The organism is Pseudarthrobacter sp. TRD_SC_9 (assembly GCF_055361265.1).
Window position 1 is genome coordinate 2,984,469 of the sequence record NZ_CM143956.1, and the last position, 19,069, is coordinate 3,003,537.

The 19,069-nt window shown below is 64.7% G+C and carries 18 protein-coding genes; 4 read left to right on the forward strand and 14 right to left on the reverse strand.

Annotated elements, in window-relative coordinates:
• Positions 1–49: 49 nt before the first annotated feature.
• The 6 genes from cobA to ACWA13_RS13935 form a co-directional block, all read right to left on the reverse strand.
• Positions 50–1,351, reverse strand: coding sequence for a uroporphyrinogen-III C-methyltransferase (cobA, locus tag ACWA13_RS13910; RefSeq protein WP_463934768.1), 1,302 nt, complete (start codon positions 1,349–1,351; stop codon positions 50–52).
• Positions 1,352–1,436: 85 nt separating this feature from the next.
• Positions 1,437–1,895 (reverse strand): SRPBCC family protein, encoded by a 459-nt coding sequence (locus tag ACWA13_RS13915; RefSeq protein WP_463934769.1) that lies wholly within the window; start codon positions 1,893–1,895, stop codon positions 1,437–1,439.
• Between the two features lie 144 nt (positions 1,896–2,039).
• Positions 2,040–2,993, reverse strand: a complete 954-nt coding sequence (locus ACWA13_RS13920; protein WP_463934770.1) for an ABC transporter permease — start codon at positions 2,991–2,993, stop codon at positions 2,040–2,042.
• Positions 2,983–3,708, reverse strand: a complete 726-nt coding sequence (locus ACWA13_RS13925) for an ABC transporter ATP-binding protein (protein ID WP_463934771.1) — start codon at positions 3,706–3,708, stop codon at positions 2,983–2,985. Before ACWA13_RS13925 ends, ACWA13_RS13920 begins: the two co-directional genes overlap by 11 nt.
• A gap of 54 nt (positions 3,709–3,762) precedes the next feature.
• Complete coding sequence (locus ACWA13_RS13930) at positions 3,763–4,905, reverse strand: ABC transporter substrate-binding protein (RefSeq protein WP_463937936.1); 1,143 nt, start codon at positions 4,903–4,905, stop codon at positions 3,763–3,765.
• Between the two features lie 109 nt (positions 4,906–5,014).
• Positions 5,015–6,181, reverse strand: coding sequence for an RtcB family protein (locus ACWA13_RS13935; protein ID WP_463934772.1), 1,167 nt, complete (start codon positions 6,179–6,181; stop codon positions 5,015–5,017).
• Between the two features lie 191 nt (positions 6,182–6,372).
• Here ACWA13_RS13935 and ACWA13_RS13940 point away from each other — a divergent pair, with 191 nt between their 5' ends.
• Positions 6,373–6,852, forward strand: coding sequence for a hypothetical protein (locus tag ACWA13_RS13940; protein ID WP_463934773.1), 480 nt, complete (start codon positions 6,373–6,375; stop codon positions 6,850–6,852).
• A gap of 73 nt (positions 6,853–6,925) precedes the next feature.
• Here ACWA13_RS13940 and ACWA13_RS13945 read toward each other — a convergent pair whose 3' ends face one another.
• From ACWA13_RS13945 to ACWA13_RS13965, 5 genes are all read right to left on the reverse strand, one after another.
• Positions 6,926–8,395, reverse strand: coding sequence for a sulfate adenylyltransferase subunit 1 (locus ACWA13_RS13945; protein WP_463934774.1), 1,470 nt, complete (start codon positions 8,393–8,395; stop codon positions 6,926–6,928).
• Complete coding sequence (gene cysD / locus ACWA13_RS13950) at positions 8,395–9,417, reverse strand: sulfate adenylyltransferase subunit CysD (protein ID WP_463934775.1); 1,023 nt, start codon at positions 9,415–9,417, stop codon at positions 8,395–8,397. The genes ACWA13_RS13945 and cysD overlap by 1 nt, the downstream gene beginning before the upstream one ends.
• On the reverse strand, positions 9,414–10,145 hold the full coding sequence (locus ACWA13_RS13955) for a phosphoadenylyl-sulfate reductase (RefSeq protein WP_463937937.1): 732 nt from the start codon (positions 10,143–10,145) through the stop codon (positions 9,414–9,416). The genes cysD and ACWA13_RS13955 overlap by 4 nt, the downstream gene beginning before the upstream one ends.
• Before the next feature lie 65 nt (positions 10,146–10,210).
• The gene (locus ACWA13_RS13960; protein WP_463934776.1) at positions 10,211–11,956 is read right to left on the reverse strand and encodes a nitrite/sulfite reductase; all 1,746 of its coding nucleotides are present in this window, start codon (positions 11,954–11,956) and stop codon (positions 10,211–10,213) included.
• 74 nt (positions 11,957–12,030) lie between these two features.
• The gene (locus ACWA13_RS13965) at positions 12,031–12,765 is read right to left on the reverse strand and encodes a sirohydrochlorin chelatase (protein WP_463934777.1); all 735 of its coding nucleotides are present in this window, start codon (positions 12,763–12,765) and stop codon (positions 12,031–12,033) included.
• A gap of 60 nt (positions 12,766–12,825) precedes the next feature.
• Between ACWA13_RS13965 and ACWA13_RS13970 the strand changes: the two genes are divergently transcribed.
• Positions 12,826–13,536 carry a trimeric intracellular cation channel family protein gene (locus tag ACWA13_RS13970; protein WP_463934778.1) on the forward strand — a complete coding sequence of 237 codons (711 nt, stop codon included), beginning with the start codon at positions 12,826–12,828 and terminating at the stop codon, positions 13,534–13,536.
• A 14-nt stretch (positions 13,537–13,550) separates the two neighbouring features.
• Positions 13,551–13,979, forward strand: a complete 429-nt coding sequence (locus ACWA13_RS13975) for a hypothetical protein (RefSeq protein ID WP_463934779.1) — start codon at positions 13,551–13,553, stop codon at positions 13,977–13,979.
• 329 nt (positions 13,980–14,308) lie between these two features.
• On the opposite strand, the gene ACWA13_RS13980 is transcribed toward ACWA13_RS13975, so the two are convergent.
• The 3 genes from ACWA13_RS13980 to ACWA13_RS13990 are packed head-to-tail and all read right to left on the reverse strand — an operon-like array spanning position 14,309 to position 17,551.
• Positions 14,309–15,409 carry a polyprenyl synthetase family protein gene (locus ACWA13_RS13980; protein ID WP_463934780.1) on the reverse strand — a complete coding sequence of 367 codons (1,101 nt, stop codon included), beginning with the start codon at positions 15,407–15,409 and terminating at the stop codon, positions 14,309–14,311.
• Positions 15,406–16,743 (reverse strand): geranylgeranyl reductase family protein, encoded by a 1,338-nt coding sequence (locus ACWA13_RS13985; protein ID WP_463934781.1) that lies wholly within the window; start codon positions 16,741–16,743, stop codon positions 15,406–15,408. The genes ACWA13_RS13980 and ACWA13_RS13985 overlap by 4 nt, the downstream gene beginning before the upstream one ends.
• Positions 16,744–16,765: 22 nt before the next feature.
• The gene (locus tag ACWA13_RS13990) at positions 16,766–17,551 is read right to left on the reverse strand and encodes a demethylmenaquinone methyltransferase (RefSeq protein ID WP_463934782.1); all 786 of its coding nucleotides are present in this window, start codon (positions 17,549–17,551) and stop codon (positions 16,766–16,768) included.
• Between the two features lie 114 nt (positions 17,552–17,665).
• Between ACWA13_RS13990 and ACWA13_RS13995 the strand changes: the two genes are divergently transcribed.
• Positions 17,666–19,027: an isochorismate synthase gene (locus ACWA13_RS13995; protein WP_463934783.1), complete on the forward strand. Its 1,362-nt coding sequence runs from the start codon at positions 17,666–17,668 to the stop codon at positions 19,025–19,027.
• The last annotated feature ends 42 nt before the right edge of the window (positions 19,028–19,069 follow it).

Genomic DNA, 19,069 nt, shown 5'->3' on the forward strand with positions numbered 1-19,069 from the left:
GTTGCCGTTTACAGGGCTCTAAAGGGCAACAACTGCTACTTAGTCGGGGCTACGGGGTGCTGACTCGGGTTTTCGTCTGGCTGTAAGTTCTGGACGTACGCGGGTGGTTCGGGGTGGTGGTGCTGTAATCGGCTGTTTTGAAATGCGATGGTGCGAAAGGGCTCACACGGACGACGTCACCAATGACGATCACCGCTGGATTTGCGACGCCGACTGCTTCCGCCTGGTCCGCAATGGAACCGAGCGTGCCGATCGTTACGCGCTGGTCCGGCAAATAGCCATTCTCAACGATGCCAACCGGAGTGTCCTGAGGCAAACCGGCGGCGGCCAGTGCTGCCGCGGATTCGCGTAATTTGCCCACTCCCATGAGCAAAACCACAGTATGGTCAGCACGCGCGGGAACCTCGGAAAGTTCCTCGTGGCCTGTCACAACACTGAAGCCTTTGGCCAGGCCACGGTGCGTGACAGGAATTCCGGCGGCCGCGGGGACGGAAATCGCAGAAGTCACGCCCGCTACAACCTCAACCTCGACGCCGTGCTGCCGGCAGTACTCCGCTTCCTCGCCGCCGCGTCCCAGGACATAGGGATCGCCGCCCTTGAGCCGGACAACGCGATTGCCCTCAAGAGCCTTCTCCACCAGGAGCCTGTTGATCTCATCCTGCGGCACCGGGTGGTGGCCGGGGGTCTTGCCGACCTCGATGACCTGAACGTCCGGGGCCAGTTCCTTGAGCAGCTCACGTGGGCCCAGCCGGTCCGCCACCACAACGTCTGCCTGCCCCAGGAGGCGGCGGCCTCGAACGGTAATCAGGCCGGTATCGCCGGGGCCGCCACCCACCAAGGCCACCGTGCCGGTGGTCGGGCCTGTCGAGACCCGACGGCGGCGCAGGGGGAGGTCGCCACTGTCCAGGGCAGTGGCAACAGCGTCTCGGAGGGCCATGGCGCGGCGGGGATCACCCCCGGCATTGACAGCAATATGCACGTCGTCCACGACGGCTACCGCCGGAGTCCAGGCGGCGGAGGACTCGTGATCAGAGGCGTTGACGCACCAGATGCGCTGGGCTTCGGCGTCGGCCGCCACCTGGGTGTCCACCTCGGGAAGTCCGGTGGCGGTCTGGACGAACCAAGCGCCGTCGACGTCGGTACTTACGTAAGTGCGCGGCTCCCAGGTGAGGAGGCCGGCGTCGGACATTTCAAGGAGCGGCTGCGAGGCTACCGGAGAGACCACCGTGACCCTGGCGCCTGCGTCCAGCAGGCCCTTGGCACGGCGCGCAGCCACGGGGCCGCCGCCCACCACCAGCACCGGGCGGCCGAGGAGGCGCAGCGCTATAGGGTAAATGTCCTGAATTGCCATGGAACAACGGTAGGGCCGCGTCACATATCCCAACAACGCCGCAGCAACACCCGTTCACGCAAGGTAACCGTGCGTCACATACTATTTACTGCCGTACCTCAGCAAGTCCCGCGAGGAAGCGCCCCCGCCCCGCGATGAGCCGTTCCAGGTACCGGCGGAGCACCAGGCGTTCAGCGAGCAGGCCCGCTATCCCCAGCGGCGCGCTGAACTCGACGCTGTCCGTCATGATGCAGCCGTGTTGCGTTACCTCGAACTCGTGGACGTGCTGGAAACTCTTGAAGGGCCCTTTGACTCGCTCGTCCACAAAGCGGGCCGGGAATTCGAGTGAGGTGATCCGGCTGGTCATGGTGAGCGGGATCCCGAAGTGCCGTGCCCTCCATGTGACGTCCTGTCCCACGCCGATCAGCCCGGACGTCACGCCGCCCACCGCCCGCTCCCCCGCCTTCTTCTGCGACTTCACATGGACGTCAATGCTGCGGGCAAGATCGAACAGCACTTCGCGCGGCAAGGCTGTTTCAGTGTGGCAAACGAAGCTGACGGTCATGGGGCCAGTGTTTCAGACGCCCGGGCGTGAACCGATGACGCAAATGCGTGATTTATAGGCCGGGCTGGATCCCTGTTCCCTGGACTGTCGGGCCTCCCACGGCTGAGTGCCGCTAAAAGTTACGCAATCGGTTCGGCCGTTCCGTCAACGGGTGCTGCCGGAGAGCAAGCCGCGGCTGCGCAGGAGCCGCTTTTCGATCGGCGCGAACACCAGCAGTTCAATCAGGATGCCGACGGCGAGGATCAGCAGGATTGCCGACATCACTACCGACATATCGGACAGTTCGCGACCCTGATGCAGCAGTGAACCCAAACCAAAGCCGATGGTGCCGCCGACTGCGATGATTTCTGCGGCCATCAAGGAACGCCAGGAGAATGCCCAGCCCTGCTTCAGCCCTGCCAGGTAGCCCGGCAACGCGGCAGGAAGAATAATTTGCAGCGTCAACTGGATCCGAGACGCTCCAAGGACAGTGCCAACCCTGCGGTATTGCGGCGGGATCTGGTCCACGCCGGAGATCAGGCCAGTGATGATGGAGGGGATGGCGCCCATGAAAATCACAAAGTAGACGGTGGCATCGCTGAGCCCGAACCAGATGATGGCAGCCGGAACCCAAGCGACCGACGGCAGGACCTGAAGCCCGGAAATCAGCGGCCCGAAGGCACGACGCAAGGGCGCAACCTGGGCCAACAGCAAACCGATTGGCGTGGCGATAGCGACGGAGATGACGAACCCCAGAAGTCCGCGCTGCATGGAAGTCCACAGCGACTCTTGCAGGGCACCTTCTCCCCAAAGCACGCCCATTTGATTTACGACGTCCAGCGGCCCGGGAACCTGGTCGCGACGCTTGAGGCCCAGCGACACGTAGAACTGCCAGATCAGGATCAGGAACACCAGGGCTGCAACCGGGAGGAGCACCCGGCTCCAGTCGATCCGCGCCTTGCGGACGGCGTCGGACTGCAAGGAATCCAGACCCGACTCCAACTCGCGCAGGTCCTCGTGACCGGAGGAGGTTCGGGTCAGGGCCGCGGTGATTGAGCTTGTCGAAATCTGGTTCTCGACGGGGTCGACCACCGGTTCGGATACAGAGTTACTTGGCATGGCGGCGGATCTCCTCACGCAGCCGGGTGGTGATGACCCCGGTCAGCTGGCCGGCAAGTCCGGCGTCGGTTCTGTGTTCTTCTGAGACGGCCCATTCCTGGACCACGCGGCCGGGGCGGGAAGACAGCAGCAGGACGCGCTGGCCCAGCCGCACGGCCTCGCGGACGTTGTGCGTGACGAACACAATGGTGCGGCCGGTTTCCTTCCAGATACGTTCCAGTTCGTCGTGCAGGAGATCGCGGGTGATGGCGTCCAGGGCAGCGAAGGGCTCATCCATCAGCAACAGCTGCCGGTCCTGCGACAGGGAACGTGCCAGTGCCACACGCTGCCGCATGCCGCCGGAGAGTTCGTGAGGCCGCTTGTCCCCTGCGCCGCCAAGGTGAACGAGGTCCAGCAGCTCGTCGGCTTTGGTCCGGCGTTCTGCCTTGCCCACGCCGCGCAGCTTCAGGGCCAGTTCGATATTCTCGCGGGCGGTCAGCCACGGAAACAGCGCAGGGTCCTGGAACATAAAGGCCGCGCCGTCGCCGGGGACTTCAAGAGCGCCCGACGACGGGGACTCCAGTCCCGCGATGATATTCAGCAGGGTGGACTTTCCACAGCCGGAGGCGCCCAGGAGGGCAACGAACTCGCCACGGCCGATGGTGGCGTTGACGTCCTCCAGTACCGGGGCGCCGTCGCCGAAGCGCTTGCCCAGGTGTTCCAGTACCACTGGCATGGTGCCGTCCTTAGCTTGAGTTGGTGTGCGATCTGGCGTTGGCGGAGATTGTTGTCAGTCCCGGCCGAGCCCGGCGGCGGAAACGGGATCCCCGCCGGCGGAACCCGCAATGACTCCGTTGAGTGCACGAAGGTCAAAGAGCCCGTTGAGGTCAGCCTGCTTGGTGGTTCCTGCCTTAATGCCGTCTTCGAGCAGTCGGGGGTAGGCAGCGGCCAGAGGGTCCAAGGTGAAGGTGATGTTGGCCAGTGCGCGTTCCAAGACGTTTACCGGCAGAGCGGCGCCGGCTGATTCCTTCAGGGCGTCGTTGATGACTGCGGCCTTGTCCGTGGCAGCGGCACTGTTGAGCCAGGCCACGGACTTGGCGTGGCCCCGAAGCAAAGCCTCCACAGTCTCCGGGTGTTCCGCGGCGAACTTCTGGTTCACGATCAGGACCGTGGTGGGGAACTCTCCCGGTTTGCCGGTCTCAGCACCATCCCATAGGTCCTTTTCGTCAACCAAGACCTTCGCTCCGGCCTCCAGCACAAATCGTGAGGCCCACGGCTCAGGCAACCACGCGCCGTCGAGCCTTCCGTCCTGGAAGAGCTTCAGGCTCTGGGCATTCTCAGTGGGATTAATGGCTACGTCGCCGCTGCCGTCCACGTTGGTCTTGAACCCCTGCAAGGACAGCCACGCACGGAGGGCGACGTCCTGGGTGCCGCCGAGCTGCGGCGAGGCAATGGCTTTGCCCTTGAGATCAGCAGCGGAAGTAATCTCCGGCTTGACCACCAGCTGGGCCCCACCGGCAGCAGCGCCGGCAACGATGTTTACGGACAGGCCCTGGCTCTTGGAGAACGAGTTGATTGCCGGATTGGGGCCAACGTAGGCGGCATCCAGGGCACCGGCGTTGAGTGCCTCGATCGCTGCCGGCCCGGCGTTGAAAGTTTCAGTGCTGAGCTTCGTTGAGCCCAGCTCGTCCGCGAAGAATCCCTCGCTCACACCCGCCAATGCCGGGGCATGCGTAACGTTGCCGAAGTAGCCCAGCCTGAGCTCGCCCGCCGGGGTGGGTTCAGCGGCCTGCGCCTCCGTGGTGCTGCGGGAAACAGTGGACGCGACAACAGCTCCTACGGCGATGAGCAGGACCAACCCGATCGCCAGGGCAGCCTCGATGGCACGCTTGTGCTTCGGCGTGGTGTCTTCGCCTGCCACGATGCGGATCATCCCGGGCTTGGAGCTAGTCATTGTTTCACCATAGGGAGTCCGGCGAAACGCGTTCAATGATGCGGAAACGGGGGGTCACGCGGGTTCATGCAACGTCACATTGCGCCCGTCAGTTCCCCTTCACATTGACCAGCTGGCGCAGTTTATGGCGAACGCTGACCAGGTCAGCAGCGTCGCGCATTACCTGATCGATCGGCTTGTACGCCGCAGGGATTTCATCAATGAACGCTTCAGAGGCACGGAACTCGATGCCCTGCATGGCTGTTTTCAGCTCGGCCAGTGTAAAGGTCTTCCGCGCCGCGTTGCGGGAGTACTCGCGGCCGGCCCCGTGCGGCGAGGAGTTCAGCGAGACCGGGTTTCCGAGGCCTTCCACAACGTAGGACGCCGTGCCCATGGAGCCCGGAATCAGTCCCGGATCGCCGGGCCCGGCCTTGATGGCGCCTTTGCGTGATACCCACACCGACTTGCCGTAATGCGTTTCCTGTTGCGTGAAGTTGTGGTGGCAATTGATCCGCTCGCGTTCCTGGACCGGACCGGCCACCCAATGCGAGAACTGGCTGATCACGCGGTCCATCATTTCCTCACGGTTGAGCAGGGCAAAGTGCTGGGCCCAGCGCAGCTCCTCGATGTATCTTTTGAACTCGGACGTGCCCTCCTCCAGATAGGCGAGGTCCGGGTCCGGCACCCTGATTCCCTTCTTTTGGATGTACCGCTGTGCGACGCCGATGTGATGCTGGGCGATCTTGTTGCCGACGCCCCGCGACCCTGAGTGCAGGAACAGCCAGACGTCTTCGCCCTCATCGGCGCAGACTTCGATGAAGTGGTTTCCGGAACCCAGCGATCCGAGCTGCAGGTCCCATTTGGCCAGGTACTGCGCGGGATCAAAACCGGCTTTGGCGGCAAGCGTCTTCAGCTCGGCAACCCGTGGAGCGGCGGTGGCCAGTACGGTCCGGTTGTTGTGGCCGGCAGAGAGCGGAACGGCCCGTTCAATTCCTTCGCGCAGCTTTCTCCTGTCGCGCGGCAGGTCCTTCAAGGAGTACTGCGTCCGCACGGCGATCATGCCACAGCCGATGTCCACGCCCACAGCAGCCGGGATCACCGCCTCGAGGGTGGGAATCACCGAACCCACTGTTGCGCCCTTGCCCAGGTGCGCGTCCGGCATCAGCGCAAGGTGCGGATAGATGAACGGCAGTTGCGCGGTAGTTAGAGCCTGCTCGCGCGTTTTCCCGTCCAGGATCGAGGCCCAGTTGATGAGCTTGCTGTTGATGGTCTCCATGCCCGCCTCCCACCGCCGTATGAGGACTAACCTGGCTCCTAGGCTAACCCCGGGCCCGCCCGGCCGTCCCTTCCATCCGGAGAGCCGGCCGGAGGAGTGAAACCATTCGGGGTTTGACCGGTTTGAAGGAGGCTTTCGGGTCTAGTCTGAAGGGGCAGGCACCTTGCCGCGAATACCCTCAAGGAGGGTGCATGGAATCCAGCCAATCCAGCTCCGAGCACTTCGGCCAACATCTGAAAAGCGTCGGAGGAACGGAATCTGACGTCAGTGGCTCCGACTTCGTAGTCAGCGACGAAGACACAGTGGAAAGCGTCGTGTCGAAGCTGCGGATCAAGCAGCAACAGGATGGGGGCCGTGCCAGTGCGCCGTCCGTTCTCCATGCCTCCGCCCAGGTCCTGATCAGCAGGCGGGATGAAGAGGACCCCGTCCGCCACGCTGGAACGTCCCAGTCGGGGAAATACCAGCTGGACATCCATGTCAGCGCCGACCACAGTACCCGGGAAGCTATTCCGGAAAAGGACCTTGAGCAAGCCCAGATTTGGGCACAGGAACGAATCGAAGCCGAAGGTGCCGAGTTCGGGGCCATCTACTTTCCCGCAGGAGGCGGCACCAAACCCGGCTCCGGAGCGCTCGAGTGCAGCTACGACCGTGCGGTCGGTTGGTACCACTAATCGGGTTCCGGGTTAACCCCGGAAACTAGATGCCCCGCACCGGAGTTCTCCAGTGCGGGGCATCTACCGTGGATCAGATCGAGTAACGCTCGTCCTCGTGGTCGCCGGGGTGGTCCTTGACCATTCCCGCGGCGAGCGTGTTGCCGTCCTGGGGATCGATCACCAGGAACGCGCCCGTGCGGCGGTGGTGCAGGTAATTCTCCAGCGGCAACGGCGCTGCAAGCCGGAGCTGCGCGTGACCAATGTCGTTCAGCTCAAGGCTGGAGGACGGTTCCAGCTTGAAGGACGCCAGGTCCAGCTTGCCGTTGACGTTGCGGACCATGGCCTGAACTGTGCGGGTGCCGTGCTTGACCAGCACCTTGGCGCCTTCGCGCAGCGGCTTGGGCGAGAGCCAACACAGCGCGGCGTAAAGATCAGCGGAGGCTTCGCGCACGCTGCCGGCGGCGGCAATCGTGTCCCCACGGGCGACGTCGAACTCCTGAGCCAGGCGGATGGCCACAGACTGCGGGGCGGCTGCTTCCTCCAGTGAGGCACCGGCGAAGTCGATCCCGGTCACTGTGGTGGTCCGGGGCTCCTGGCCCGGCGTCAACACCGAAACGGAGTCACCAACCTTCACGGAGCCCTCGGTGATTTGGCCCGCATAGGCGCGGTAGTCGCGGTAGGCCTCCACGTCCAATCCGCCGGCAACCGCGTCCGGAGCCAGCGCTCCCTGCGGCCGGATAACCAGCTGCACGGGAAAGCGGAAGCTCTCCAGCTCGGCGTCGATTTCGTCCGCGGCGGGCAGGGTTTCCAGGACCTCCAGCAGCGCCGGTCCCGTGTACCAGGGGGTACGCTCCGAGCGGTCAACCACGTTGTCGCCCTCCAGCGCGGACACCGGAATGACCAGCAGGTCTTCGATCTGTTCTGCCGAACCAAGCTCTGCGGAACCGATGCCCAGTTCACGAGCCACCTGCTGCACGTCCTGCTGGATCTGGCGGAACACTGACTCGCTGAAGTCCACCAGGTCGATCTTGTTCACGGCAACGATCACGTGCGGCACCCGCAGCAGCTGCAGCACAGACAGGTGCCGACGCGTCTGCTCCAGCACACCCTTCCGGGCGTCAATGAGTACGACGACGGCATCCGCAGTGGATGCGCCGGTCACCGTGTTTTTGGTGTACTGCACGTGCCCGGGGCAGTCCGCGAGGATGAAGCTGCGCTGGTCCGTGGCGAAGTAGCGGTAGGCGACGTCGATGGTGATGCCCTGCTCACGCTCGGCGCGCAGGCCGTCGGTCAGCAGGGCCAGGTCGATCGCTTGCGTCCCGGTGGCACCTGCGCCACCGAAGCCGCGGTCTGCTGAGGTGCGGGCGACGGCGTCGAGCTGGTCCGCCAGGATGGCTTTGGAATCGTGCAGGAGGCGGCCCACCAGGGTGGACTTCCCGTCGTCGACGGACCCTGCGGTAGCAAACCGGAAGAGTGTGGTGGGCAGGTTCTCGTTGATTGAGCTTGTCGAAATCCCGGTCTCGGCAGGCTCGACCACCGAAGTGTTCGAAATCGTGCTCATTAGAAATACCCGTCCTTCTTGCGGTCTTCCATGGCTGCCTCGGAGATGCGGTCATCTGCACGGGTGGCGCCACGTTCGGTGATGGTGGAGGCGGCAACTTCCAGGACAACAGCCGCGACGTCGCGGGCGTCCGATTCGACGGCGCCGGTGCAGGACATGTCGCCCACTGTGCGGTAGCGGACGAGCTTGGTAATGACTTCCTCATCGGGGCGCGGCTGCGAAACCTCACCCACCGCACGCCACATACCGTCGCGGGCAAAGACATCGCGTTCGTGGGCGTAGTACAGGCCCGGCAGTTCAATGTTCTCGCGCTCGATGTAGCGCCAGATGTCCAGTTCGGTCCAGTTGCTGATGGGGAACGCGCGGACGTGCTGGCCTACGGTGTGCCGGCCGTTGTAAAGGTTCCACAGCTCGGGACGCTGGTTGCGCGGATCCCATTGGCCGAACTCGTCGCGGAGGCTCAGGATGCGTTCCTTGGCCCGGGCCTTGTCCTCGTCACGGCGGCCGCCGCCGAAGACGGCGTCGAACTTGTTCTTCTGGATGGCGTCCAGCAACGGAATGGTCTGCAGCGGGTTGCGCGTACCGTCGGCACGCTCGGCCAGCTCGCCGCTGTCGATGAACTCCTGGACACTGCCGACGACGAGCTTAAGCCCCAGCCTCTCAACCGTCCGGTCGCGGAAGTCAATAACCTCGGGGAAGTTGTGCCCGGTGTCCACGTGCAGGACGGGGAAGGGGACTTTACCGGGCCAGAACGCCTTGGTGGCCAGGTGCAGCATGACCACGGAGTCCTTGCCGCCGGAGAACAGCAGCGCAGGCTTCTCGAACTCGGCAACAACCTCGCGGATGATGTGGATGGCCTCGGACTCGAGGGTGTCAAGGCTGGAGAGCCTTGGCACTGTTTCTCCACGCGGCTTAGACACACCCGCTCGTTCCTCGCTCGCGCGATGCGCCGCTTTCGGAGAATCAGCGTCAAGTTCCAGCACAGACAGCTCCAGTTCCTCGTTGCTTGTTTGTGTGCTCATACGTGTAGTCCGCATTCTGTCTTGTCGGTACCTGCCCAGCGGCCGGCCCTGGGATCGTCGCCGGGTGCTACCTTGCGGGTGCAGGGCTGGCAGCCGATCGAGGGATAACCCTGGGAAAGCAGCGGGTTGACGGGCAGGAGGTTGTCATCGGAATACTGCACCAGCTCATCGAAGGTCCAGGCGGCCACGGGGTTGACCTTGACCAGGCCGTTCGTTTCGTCCCACGTGACCAGGGGCGTGTTGGTACGGGTGGGGGCTTCGTCGCGGCGAACTCCCGTGAACCAGACCTCGTAGGTGGCCAGAGTGCGGCGGAGCGGGGCTACCTTGCGGAGCGCGCAGCACTGGGCGGCGTCGCGGGCGAACAGGTCCTTGCCCAGGAGCCGGTCCTGCTGTTCCACGGTGTTCTCCGGGAGAACGTCCACCACGTTGACCCGAAGGTTGGCGGCCACCTCATTCCGCGTGGCGTAGGTTTCCGGGAAGTGGTAGCCGGTCTCCAGGAACAGGACGTCGACGCCGGGAAGCTGGTCCGCCACCAAGGCCGGCAGGACGGCGTCGGCCATGGAGCACGCCACGGCTACCGCGGGCAGCTCGAAGTTCCGCGCCACCCAGGCGATGACGTCGGCGGCCGGGGCGTCCCAACCGAGCTCGGCAGCACCGGACTCAGCGATGGCCTTCAGTTCTTCGTGGGTCCGGAGGGCCGGCTTAGCGGGAGCTGCGGTTGCCGCGATCGTCGCGACCTGCGCCGCGACGACGTCCGGAGCCGCAACGGGGGTTGTTCCGAGGGCGTGCTTGCTCACTGGAGGGCCTCCTCATCTGCTGCGTGGGCCCATTCGGCGAAGGTCTGGCCTTCGGCGCGCTGGGCCACGTAGCTGCGGACGACGCGTTCCACGTAGTCCGGCAGGTCCTCGACGTACACCTTGAGGCCACGGACAGTCCGTCCCAGGCCTGCTTCCTCGCGTTCGTTGGACGCCAGCCCGCCGCCCAAATGGACCTGGAAACCCGGAGAGGGGTCGCCGTCGGGCGTTGGAAGCATCATGCCCTTGAGCCCGATGTCCGCCGTCTGGATGCGGGCACAGGAGTTGGGGCAACCGTTGATGTGGAGGGACAGTGCTTCGGGGAGCTCGCGGGACACCACGAGGTCCGCCAGGCGGCGTTCCAACTCGGCGACGGCGCTCGCCGCGGTGTGCTTGGTTTCAACGATTGCCAGCTTGCAGTACTCGATGCCGGTGCAGGCGATGGTGCCGCGGCGGAACACGGACGGCCGGGCAGAAAGGCCGAGCGCGTCCAGTTCGGCAACCAGCGGCTCAACTTCGTCCTTGGCCACGTCCAGCACCACCAGCTTCTGATGCGGGGTGGTGCGCAGGCGGTTCGAACCACGGGCTTCAAGGGTGTCCGCGAGCTTCACCAGCTGCGAACCGGAGAGCCGGCCGGCCAGCGGGGTGGCACCGATGAAGAACCTGCCGTCCTTCTGTTCGTGCACGCCGATGTGGTCGCCCGGGGTGGTGGGCTTGGGCGCGGCGGGGCCGTCGGCCAGCTTGTAACCCAGGTATTCGTCCTCGAGGATCTGGCGGAACTTCTCCGGGCCCCAGTCGGCCATCAGGAATTTCAGGCGGGCCTTGGTGCGCATGCGGCGGTAACCGTAGTCGCGGAAAATGCTGGTGACGCCGAGCCAGACTTCGGCGGCCTCTTCGGGACGGACGAACGCACCGAGGCGCTTGCCCAGCATCGGGTTGGTGGACAGCGCACCGCCGGCCCAAAGGTCGTAGCCAACGCCCAGCTCAGGGTGGCGCACGCCTACCAGGGCGAAGTCGTTGATCTCATGGACCACGTCCTGGCTGGGGTGGCCGGTGATGGCGGTCTTGTATTTCCGCGGCAGGTTGGACAGCAGCGGGTTGCCGATGAACCGCTCCCCCAGCTCGCGGATCAGCGGGGTGGGATCGATGATCTCGTCCTTGGCGATGCCGGCCACGGGCGAGCCCAGGATGACGCGCGGGACGTCACCGCAGGCTTCGGTGGTGGACAGGCCCACAGCTTCCAGACGCGTCCAGATCTCCGGGATGTCCTCAACGCGGATCCAGTGCAGCTGGATGTTCTGGCGGTCCGTGAGGTCCGCGGAGTCGCGGGCGAAGTCGACGGAGATCTGCCCAATGACCCGCAACTGCTCGGTGGTGAGGGCGCCGCCGTCAATACGCACCCGCAGCATAAAGTACTTGTCTTCGAGCTCGTGCGGCTCCAGCGTTGCGGTCTTGCCGCCGTCGATCCCGGGCTTGCGCTGCGTGTACAGGCCCCACCAGCGGAAGCGGCCGTGAAGGTCCTGGCCGGGGATCGAGTCGAAGCCCTCTTTAGAGTAGATGGACTCGATACGCTCGCGCACGTTGAGGCCGTCGTCTTCCTGTTTCCAGGTTTCGTTGGCGTTCAGCGGGGTGGTGCCGTCCACTTTCCACTGGCCGTGCGGCTTGGCGGCAGGACGGTTGGCCCGGACGGGTCGCTTGGTGCCAGCAGAGTCCGCGCCTGCTCCGGCTAGAGCTGTATCAGTCATGTCTCGACTGTAAGTGCCACCGGATTTTCGTTACAAAGGTCTGGAAACCCTAGGTCACCTAGGGACACATTTCGTCACAGAGCTTTTGCGACGGCGGCGTCGTACCTTTCCAGTGCAATCTCCGCGAGCTCGGGCGCCGGCAACAGCGGTGCAGTCACGAGGTCCGCGCCAGCCTTTGCAAGCTGGTCGTGGAAGTACCCCGGCGCCAACAGGTAGGACGCAATCACTACCCTGCCGCCGTCGTCGACTGCTCCGGCTGACTCCCCCGCCCCGGCACCACCCTCCAGTTCGGTGCGCAGCATGGCGACGGCGTCGGGTACAGAAGGTGCGGCAGACGCTCCGTAGGCGGCCACCATCCGGTTTGGCCGCAGCGCCTGGAGCTGGGTGAGCAGTTCCTCCACGCTGACCGCGGCGTTCGCGTTCGAAGAACCTGCCGCAGCCAGTACGACGGCGTCACGGTCGGTGACACCTGCTTCTGTCAGCCGCCGGTCAAGTACCTGGGCCAGGCGCGGATCCGGTCCCAGCGGGGCCGCAGCGAACGAGCCGGGGCGCCTCTTCGCAGCCTTCGCGATGTCCACCTTCACGTGGTACCCGACGCTCAGCAGCAGCGGCACGATCACCGCCGCTTCGCCTTCCGGTAACCCGGCCACGACGTCCACCAGGTCCGGCTGCTGCACGTCCACATAGGCCTCCCGGACATCCAGGCCAGGGCGCAGGGCCGCGATCGCAGCGCGGAGCGCATTGACCTCGGCGGAGCCGGTGTTGCTGGACGTTCCGTGGGCACAGGCGATCAGGATGGGGCTGTTCATACGGGCTAGCGTAACGTTGGAGCCGCCCTGTCCGAACCCCAGAAACAGCCGGGACGCCCCATGACATTCCCCTTTGACATCGCCCTGGTGTGGCTTGACCTGGCCGGCGTGTTCTTCTTCGCTGTTTCCGGATCCCTTCTGGCTGCCCGGAAACAGTTCGACATTGTGGGATCCCTGCTCCTGGCTTCACTGGTCGCGCTGGGCGGCGGCGTCATCCGCGACATCATCCTCAACACCACACCGGCCGCCTTCACCAACCCGGCGTACCTGGCCCCGCCGCTGCTGGCCACCGCGCTGGTGTACTTCCTGTTCTCCAGCGTCCAGCGATTCACCTCACTCCTGGTGCTGTTCGACGCCGGAGGGCTGGCACTGTTCTGCATCACCGGTACGTTGAAGGCCCTGTCCCTTGGGATGAACCCCATAGCAGCGGTCCTGCTGGGCGTGACGACGGCCGTGGGCGGCGGGCTGCTCCGCGATATCACCGCCAACGAGGTGCCTCAGCTGTTCAACCCGAAGGACCTGTACGCGCTGCCGGCTTTTCTTGGAGCCACGCTGACCACAGTGCTGTGGACAACCGGTACCTTCGACGCGCTGACTGCCTGCGCTGTGGCGGCCCTGGTGTTTGCGTTCCGCGTGCTGGCCTGGCGGCGTTCCTGGCATGTTCCACTGGCGGTGCGGGGCTGGCACCGGCTGGGACTGGAAGGGCGTTCCGGCTCCGGCGGTGGCTTTGGCGGCGGCCATTCCGGCGGCTCTGGGGCCGGCCGGGATTAGCTAGGATATGAAGCATGACTGACATGTTCCTCGAGAAGTTCCGCGCGCTTGTTCCGAAGTATCTCGAGGATGAATGGCAGGAAGAGGACGGTCTTTCAGTCGAGGAGCTGGACGAAGCGTTGTCCGGCCACCAGTTCACCGTCCCGCTGGTGCTGCGCGAGTTCTACCTGGCTGTTGGCGGCTGCGAGGACCTCATGGAGGCTTACCACTACTTCTGGGATCCTGAAGAGCTCGAAGTTGATGATGAAGGCTTCCTGATGTTCCTCGAGGACGAGGAAGAGCAGTTCACCTGGGGCATCCGCGCTGGCGACCTCAGCATCCCGGACCCGATCGTGTACCGCCGCAACAACGCCCGGGGCCAATGGAAGAGCGAGGAAGGCACCTTCTCCGAGTTCGTGTTCGACATGTTCGACTGGGCGTTCAACGACGACGACGAAGACTAAGACCGTTAGCTTTCCCAACTAGGTAGCATTGGTTGCCCTTTACATCCCTGTCAACGGCAACTATTGCTACCTACTTGTCTTAAGGCTCGCAGTATCTGGCGCAACGGGACGTGACAAGCGGCCGTACAAGGGACTTGCATCTTGTGACAAAACTGTCATACACTGTTTCCGGGTTCGCTAAACGCCTCCGGCGGACCTGATGCGAACGGAGAAATGGCCCCGGTTCCGCGCGACGTATGACTCGTATCGTTGCAAAGGAAACGGGGCCATTGCATCTTAACCAGGCCAAGGCCGGCGAGGGGCGTCCGTCCGTGGCCCAGAAGGCGAAATCAGCTGGCGCGGTCCACCACGGCAACAGCGAAGTTGGACAGCGAGTCCTTGACGACTCCCTCCGGCAACGGCGCAAGGGCAGCAATTGCGGCGTCAGACCACTCGCGGGCCACCACCCAGGATTCAGCCGTTACGGCGTGCTCGCGGAGCCCGGTCACGGCAGCAGCCAGCGCCTCATCGGAGCTGAGGTCACCGTCGATGAGCTTCAGGAGTTCGACGGCGGATTGGTCCCCTGCCGTGGCATTGCGCCGGAGCAGCAATACAGGAAGCGTTGGGACGCCCTCGCGGAGGTCCGTTCCCGGCGACTTGCCGGACTTGACCTTGATCCCGGTGACATCGATGACGTCGTCAGCCAACTGGAAGGCCACCCCCACCTTCTCGCCGTATTCCACCAGCACGGACTCGAAGGCCGGATCGGCTTCGGAGAAGATCGCGCCGAGCTGGCCGGAAGCGGCCACCAGCGAACCCGTCTTGTCAGCGATGACGGACAGGTAGTGCTCCACCGGGTCCTCGTCCGGGCGCGGCCCCACGGTCTCGTGCAGCTGGCCCAGGCACAACCGCTCGAACGTGCGGGCCTGGATGCCCAACGCACGCGTGCCAAGCTCGGACACCAGAATGGAGGCGCGGGCAAAGATGAGGTCGCCGGTAAGCACGGCCACCGAGTTGCCCCAGACCTCGTGGGCAGTAGGGGCGCCGCGGCGGAACGGGGCAGAGTCCATGACGTCGTCGTGGTACAGCGTGGCCAGGTGCGTCAGCTCCACTACCACCGCCGCCTGCACCACTGCGGGCAGCGAGGCGTCGCCAAGATGCGCGCACAGCAGGGTGAGCAGGGGCCGGATGCGCTTGCCGCCGGCCTCCACCAGGTGACGCGACGTTGCGTCAGCCAGCGGGTCCGAGTTGGCTATTGCTTCGCGCAGCTTCTTCTCCACACGGGCCAGGTTCTTGGTAATGGCAGGGCCCAGCTCGGCGTCCTCCGCAATGGCCGCAAAGCCTGCTGGCAGCTGGAGGCCCGTGGCGATGGCGGTGGTGTTCAGGCTGGGGTCAGAGTCCGTCAGGCCGTGTCCGGCGTGCGTCCAGCTGTGGTCTGCGGGGTTGGTCACGGGTTAACCCTAACTTTTTGTTGCGGATACCGCTGGTTTGATGCTGCCCGGACGGGCGATGTGTTCGAGGTGGCAGGCACCAGGGATTCCAGGACGCGGATAACCCTGTCTTCGAAGCCCTTCGCCGCCGGATCTGTGAGGTTGGCAAGGAACCGGACCACAAAGCGCATCAGTACTGGAATCGGCATACCGGTCCGCAGTGCGATCTTCATCACCGCAGGCTTCCCGATCAGTGCAGCGAACGCCCTGCCCAGCGTGAAGTGCGATCCCCACTGTTCCCGCACATAATCTGCGTAGCGCGACAAGTGCGCGTCGGCGTCGGGAGTTCCTGCAGCGGATGAGCGCGACGAGGCGTCAATAATAAACTCGGCCGCGAACCGTGCGGATTCCATGGCGTAGGAGATGCCCTCGCCATTGAACGGGGACACCATGCCTCCGGCGTCGCCCAGCAGCAGCAGGCCCGGCGAGTAGTGCGGCGTGCGGTTAAAGCCCATGGGCAACGCAGCGCCACGGATCTCGCCCACCTGGTTTTCCGGCGTGAACCCCCATTCGGACGGCATGCCGGCGGTCCATTGGCGGAGCACCTGCTTGTAGTCCAGCTTGCCGAATTCCCTGGAGGAGTTCAGGATGCCCAGGCCCACATTGGACGTGCCGTCGCCTACGCCGAACACCCAGCCGTAGCCGGGCAGCAGTTTTCCGTCGCGGCCCGGAAGCTCCAGCCAGCCTTCCATCCAATCGTCATTGGTGCGCGGCGATTCGAAGTACGTGCGCACGGCCACGCCCAGGGGTCGGTCGTCGCGCTTCCGGATGCCCAGCGACACTGCGGTTCGCGTGGAGTTACCGTCCGCAGCCAGTACGACGTCGGCATGAAACTCGCGCGTCTCCCCCGTCTTCCGTCCGGACTCGTCCAGAAGCGCTGCCCGGACGCCGACGACGCGGCCGTCGTCGTTCCTTAGTGCATCAGTGACGCTGTGCCGCTCGAGGACGGTGGCACCGGCGGACTGGGCATGCCGGGCAAGTTCCTCATCGAAGCCCAGGCGGGTGCGGATCAGGCCATACTCTGGAAAGTCGGAAACCTCGGGCCAGGGCAGTTCCATCGTGCGGCCGCCGGCAATCAGGCGCAGCCCTTTGTTGCGACGCCAGCCGTCCGACTCGGGGTGCGGCAGGCCCAGCTTTTGGATCTCGCGGACGGCGCGCGGAGTGAGCCCGTCGCCGCAGACTTTCTCGCGCGGGAAGCTGGTTTTCTCCAGGACAGTGACGTCGATGCCTGCCTCGGCAAGGTAATACGCGGCGGTGGAACCGGCTGGTCCCGCGCCGACGATCAGTACATTCACAGTGTCAGTACGTCCGCACTCGTTAGCGCGTGGGGCGCGGGATGGTGCGACGGAGCCTGGCTACCGGCCCCTTGTTCGCGGCGATGGCGGCGGCAGCGCCGTCGGGAGTGGTTGCCGGCGCCTTGAAGGCTCGGTGCACAGCCACGATTCCGCCGCTGAGGTTGCGGTAGGTGACGTTTTCCCAGCCGGATTCCTGCAGCCACGCGGCCAGGTGGTCCTGGTCCGGCCAGGCACGGATGGACTCGGCCAGGTACACGTAGGCGTCCGGGTTCGAGGCGACCTTGGTGGCGATGGCCGGCAGGGCGCGCATGAGGTACTCGGTGTACAGGGTGCGCCACAGCGGGACCACGGGCTGGGAGAACTCGGCGATGACCAGCTTGCCGCCGGGCTTGGTGACCCGCAGCATCTCGGCCAGCGCCTTCCTGGGCTCATTGACGTTGCGAAGGCCGAAAGAGATGGTGCTGGCGTCGAAGGTGTTGTCCGCGAAAGGGAGGGCGGTGGCGTCCCCGGCGATGAAGTCGATGTCCGGGCGGCGGCGCTTGCCTACTTTGAGCATGCCCAGGGAGAAGTCGCAGGCCACCACGTTTACACCGGAATCGGCGTACGGTTCGCTGGAGGTACCCGTTCCGGCGGCAAGGTCAAGGACCCACTGGCCTGGGGAAACATCCACCGCGCCCACCACGACCTTGCGCCAGCGGCGGCTCTGTCCCATGGAAAGGACATCGTTGACGACGTCGTATTTAGGGGCGACATCGTCAAACATCGTGGCTACTTCGTCCGGACGCTTTTCCAAGGATGCTCGGTTCACCCAGTCATTGTCTCAAATGTTGGGCAGGGTCACGAACCAGGTGCTCTTGGGGCGGCACGTGCCAGGTGTTTTCGAAATAAGTCCAACTCTGCGGCGGAGTACTGTTGTCACATTATGACAAGCACGCTCCACGCCCTGACGATCCCCCTGGACGGAAAATCATTTCCCGGGGGGCTGCCGTCTTTCCTGGTTAGGGACGACGTGCTGTGCTGGATGCGCCGCGAGGCCGGCCTGGTGGGCTTCGGTGAAATCGCGCGTTTTACGTCCACGGGACCTGACCGTTTCCTCGAGGCGGACATCTGGTGGCGGCATCTGGTGCTGGAGGCGGACATCGACGACGCCGTCTCCGTACCCGGCTCCGGGCCTGTGGCCTTCGGCTCCTTCGCATTTTCCAAAGAGTCAGCGCACGAGTCCCGGTTGATCGTGCCCGAACTCGTAGTGGGAGTCCGCGACGGCCAGGTATGGCTCACTCACCTGTTGTTCGACGACGGCGACCTCACCGAGGAGCGCGCCCTCCTCGCCCTGGAGGGCTGGCTGGGTGGTGAATCGTCCGGTGCCGACGGCCGGTTTGCTGAGCACGGAGAGGCACCGCTCTACGGCAGTCCGGCGTCGTACAGTTCGTCCGAAGTTCCCAGGCTGGAAACCGGCTCGCTCGGCGAAGCGGACTGGATGGCTGCCGTAAGAGCTGGTGTTGCGGAGATCCGCACCGGCGCGCTGGAAAAACTGGTGCTGGCGCGCGACGTGGTGGCCACGGTCCCGGCGGGCGTGAAGGCCGCGAACGTGCTTCGCGAACTTGCCCTGCGATACCGCGAATGCTGGACCTACGGCGTCGATGGTCTGGTGGGGGCCACCCCTGAAATGCTCATTCAGGTGGAAGGCCGGACGGCACAGGCGCGCGTGCTGGCGGGAACGTTGGACCGTCGTGACGCCGTTGCGGAGCGCGGGGCTCACCTTGCCTATGCCGAACGGGTGCTGGCGGGTTCGGAGAAGCAGCGGCACGAACACCAGATCGCGATCGAGTCGCTGACGTCGCAGCTGGCGCCGTTCTCCGACGCCATGAACGCGCACGATGAACCCTTCATTCTGGAACTGCCCAACGTGTGGCATCTGGCGTCGGACGTGAAGGCCGAGCTGACCGAAGTCGAAGGCCACGTGCCCACCTCCCTTGCACTGATCAACGCCCTTCATCCGACGGCGGCGGTATGCGGCACGCCGACCGAAGTAGCCGGCGCGCTGATCCGGCGGCTGGAGCACCTGGACCGTGGGCCATATGCAGGACCGGTGGGCTGGCTGGACGCGGCCGGAAACGGCGAGTGGGGCATTGCGCTGCGTGGCGCCGTGATCGAGGCACCTGACCGGGTGCGCCTGTATGCCGGCTGCGGAATTGTTGAAGGTTCCGTTCCGGAGGCTGAGCTTGCAGAGACGTGGGCCAAGTTCCGGCCGATGCTTGAATCGCTGGGCCTTCCCACAAACTAGCTCCGTGCCACCTCGAGCCGGTTGCCCGTAGGGCTGACACAG

Excerpts from the sequence above, each read along its gene's own strand:
- cobA (WP_463934768.1), bottom strand. The coding sequence starts at position 1,351 with ATGGCAATTCAGGACATTTACCCTATAGCGCTGCGCCTCCTCGGCCGC.
- ACWA13_RS13915 (WP_463934769.1), bottom strand. The coding sequence starts at position 1,895 with ATGACCGTCAGCTTCGTTTGCCACACTGAAACAGCCTTGCCGCGCGAA.
- ACWA13_RS13920 (WP_463934770.1), bottom strand. The coding sequence starts at position 2,993 with ATGCCAAGTAACTCTGTATCCGAACCGGTGGTCGACCCCGTCGAGAAC.
- ACWA13_RS13925 (WP_463934771.1), bottom strand. The coding sequence starts at position 3,708 with ATGCCAGTGGTACTGGAACACCTGGGCAAGCGCTTCGGCGACGGCGCC.
- ACWA13_RS13930 (WP_463937936.1), bottom strand. The coding sequence starts at position 4,905 with ATGATCCGCATCGTGGCAGGCGAAGACACCACGCCGAAGCACAAGCGT.
- ACWA13_RS13935 (WP_463934772.1), bottom strand. The coding sequence starts at position 6,181 with ATGGAGACCATCAACAGCAAGCTCATCAACTGGGCCTCGATCCTGGAC.
- ACWA13_RS13940 (WP_463934773.1), top strand. The coding sequence starts at position 6,373 with ATGGAATCCAGCCAATCCAGCTCCGAGCACTTCGGCCAACATCTGAAA.
- ACWA13_RS13945 (WP_463934774.1), bottom strand. The coding sequence starts at position 8,395 with ATGAGCACGATTTCGAACACTTCGGTGGTCGAGCCTGCCGAGACCGGG.
- cysD (WP_463934775.1), bottom strand. The coding sequence starts at position 9,417 with ATGAGCACACAAACAAGCAACGAGGAACTGGAGCTGTCTGTGCTGGAA.
- ACWA13_RS13960 (WP_463934776.1), bottom strand. The coding sequence starts at position 11,956 with ATGACTGATACAGCTCTAGCCGGAGCAGGCGCGGACTCTGCTGGCACC.
- ACWA13_RS13965 (WP_463934777.1), bottom strand. The coding sequence starts at position 12,765 with ATGAACAGCCCCATCCTGATCGCCTGTGCCCACGGAACGTCCAGCAAC.
- ACWA13_RS13970 (WP_463934778.1), top strand. The coding sequence starts at position 12,826 with ATGACATTCCCCTTTGACATCGCCCTGGTGTGGCTTGACCTGGCCGGC.
- ACWA13_RS13975 (WP_463934779.1), top strand. The coding sequence starts at position 13,551 with ATGACTGACATGTTCCTCGAGAAGTTCCGCGCGCTTGTTCCGAAGTAT.
- ACWA13_RS13995 (WP_463934783.1), top strand. The coding sequence starts at position 17,666 with ATGACAAGCACGCTCCACGCCCTGACGATCCCCCTGGACGGAAAATCA.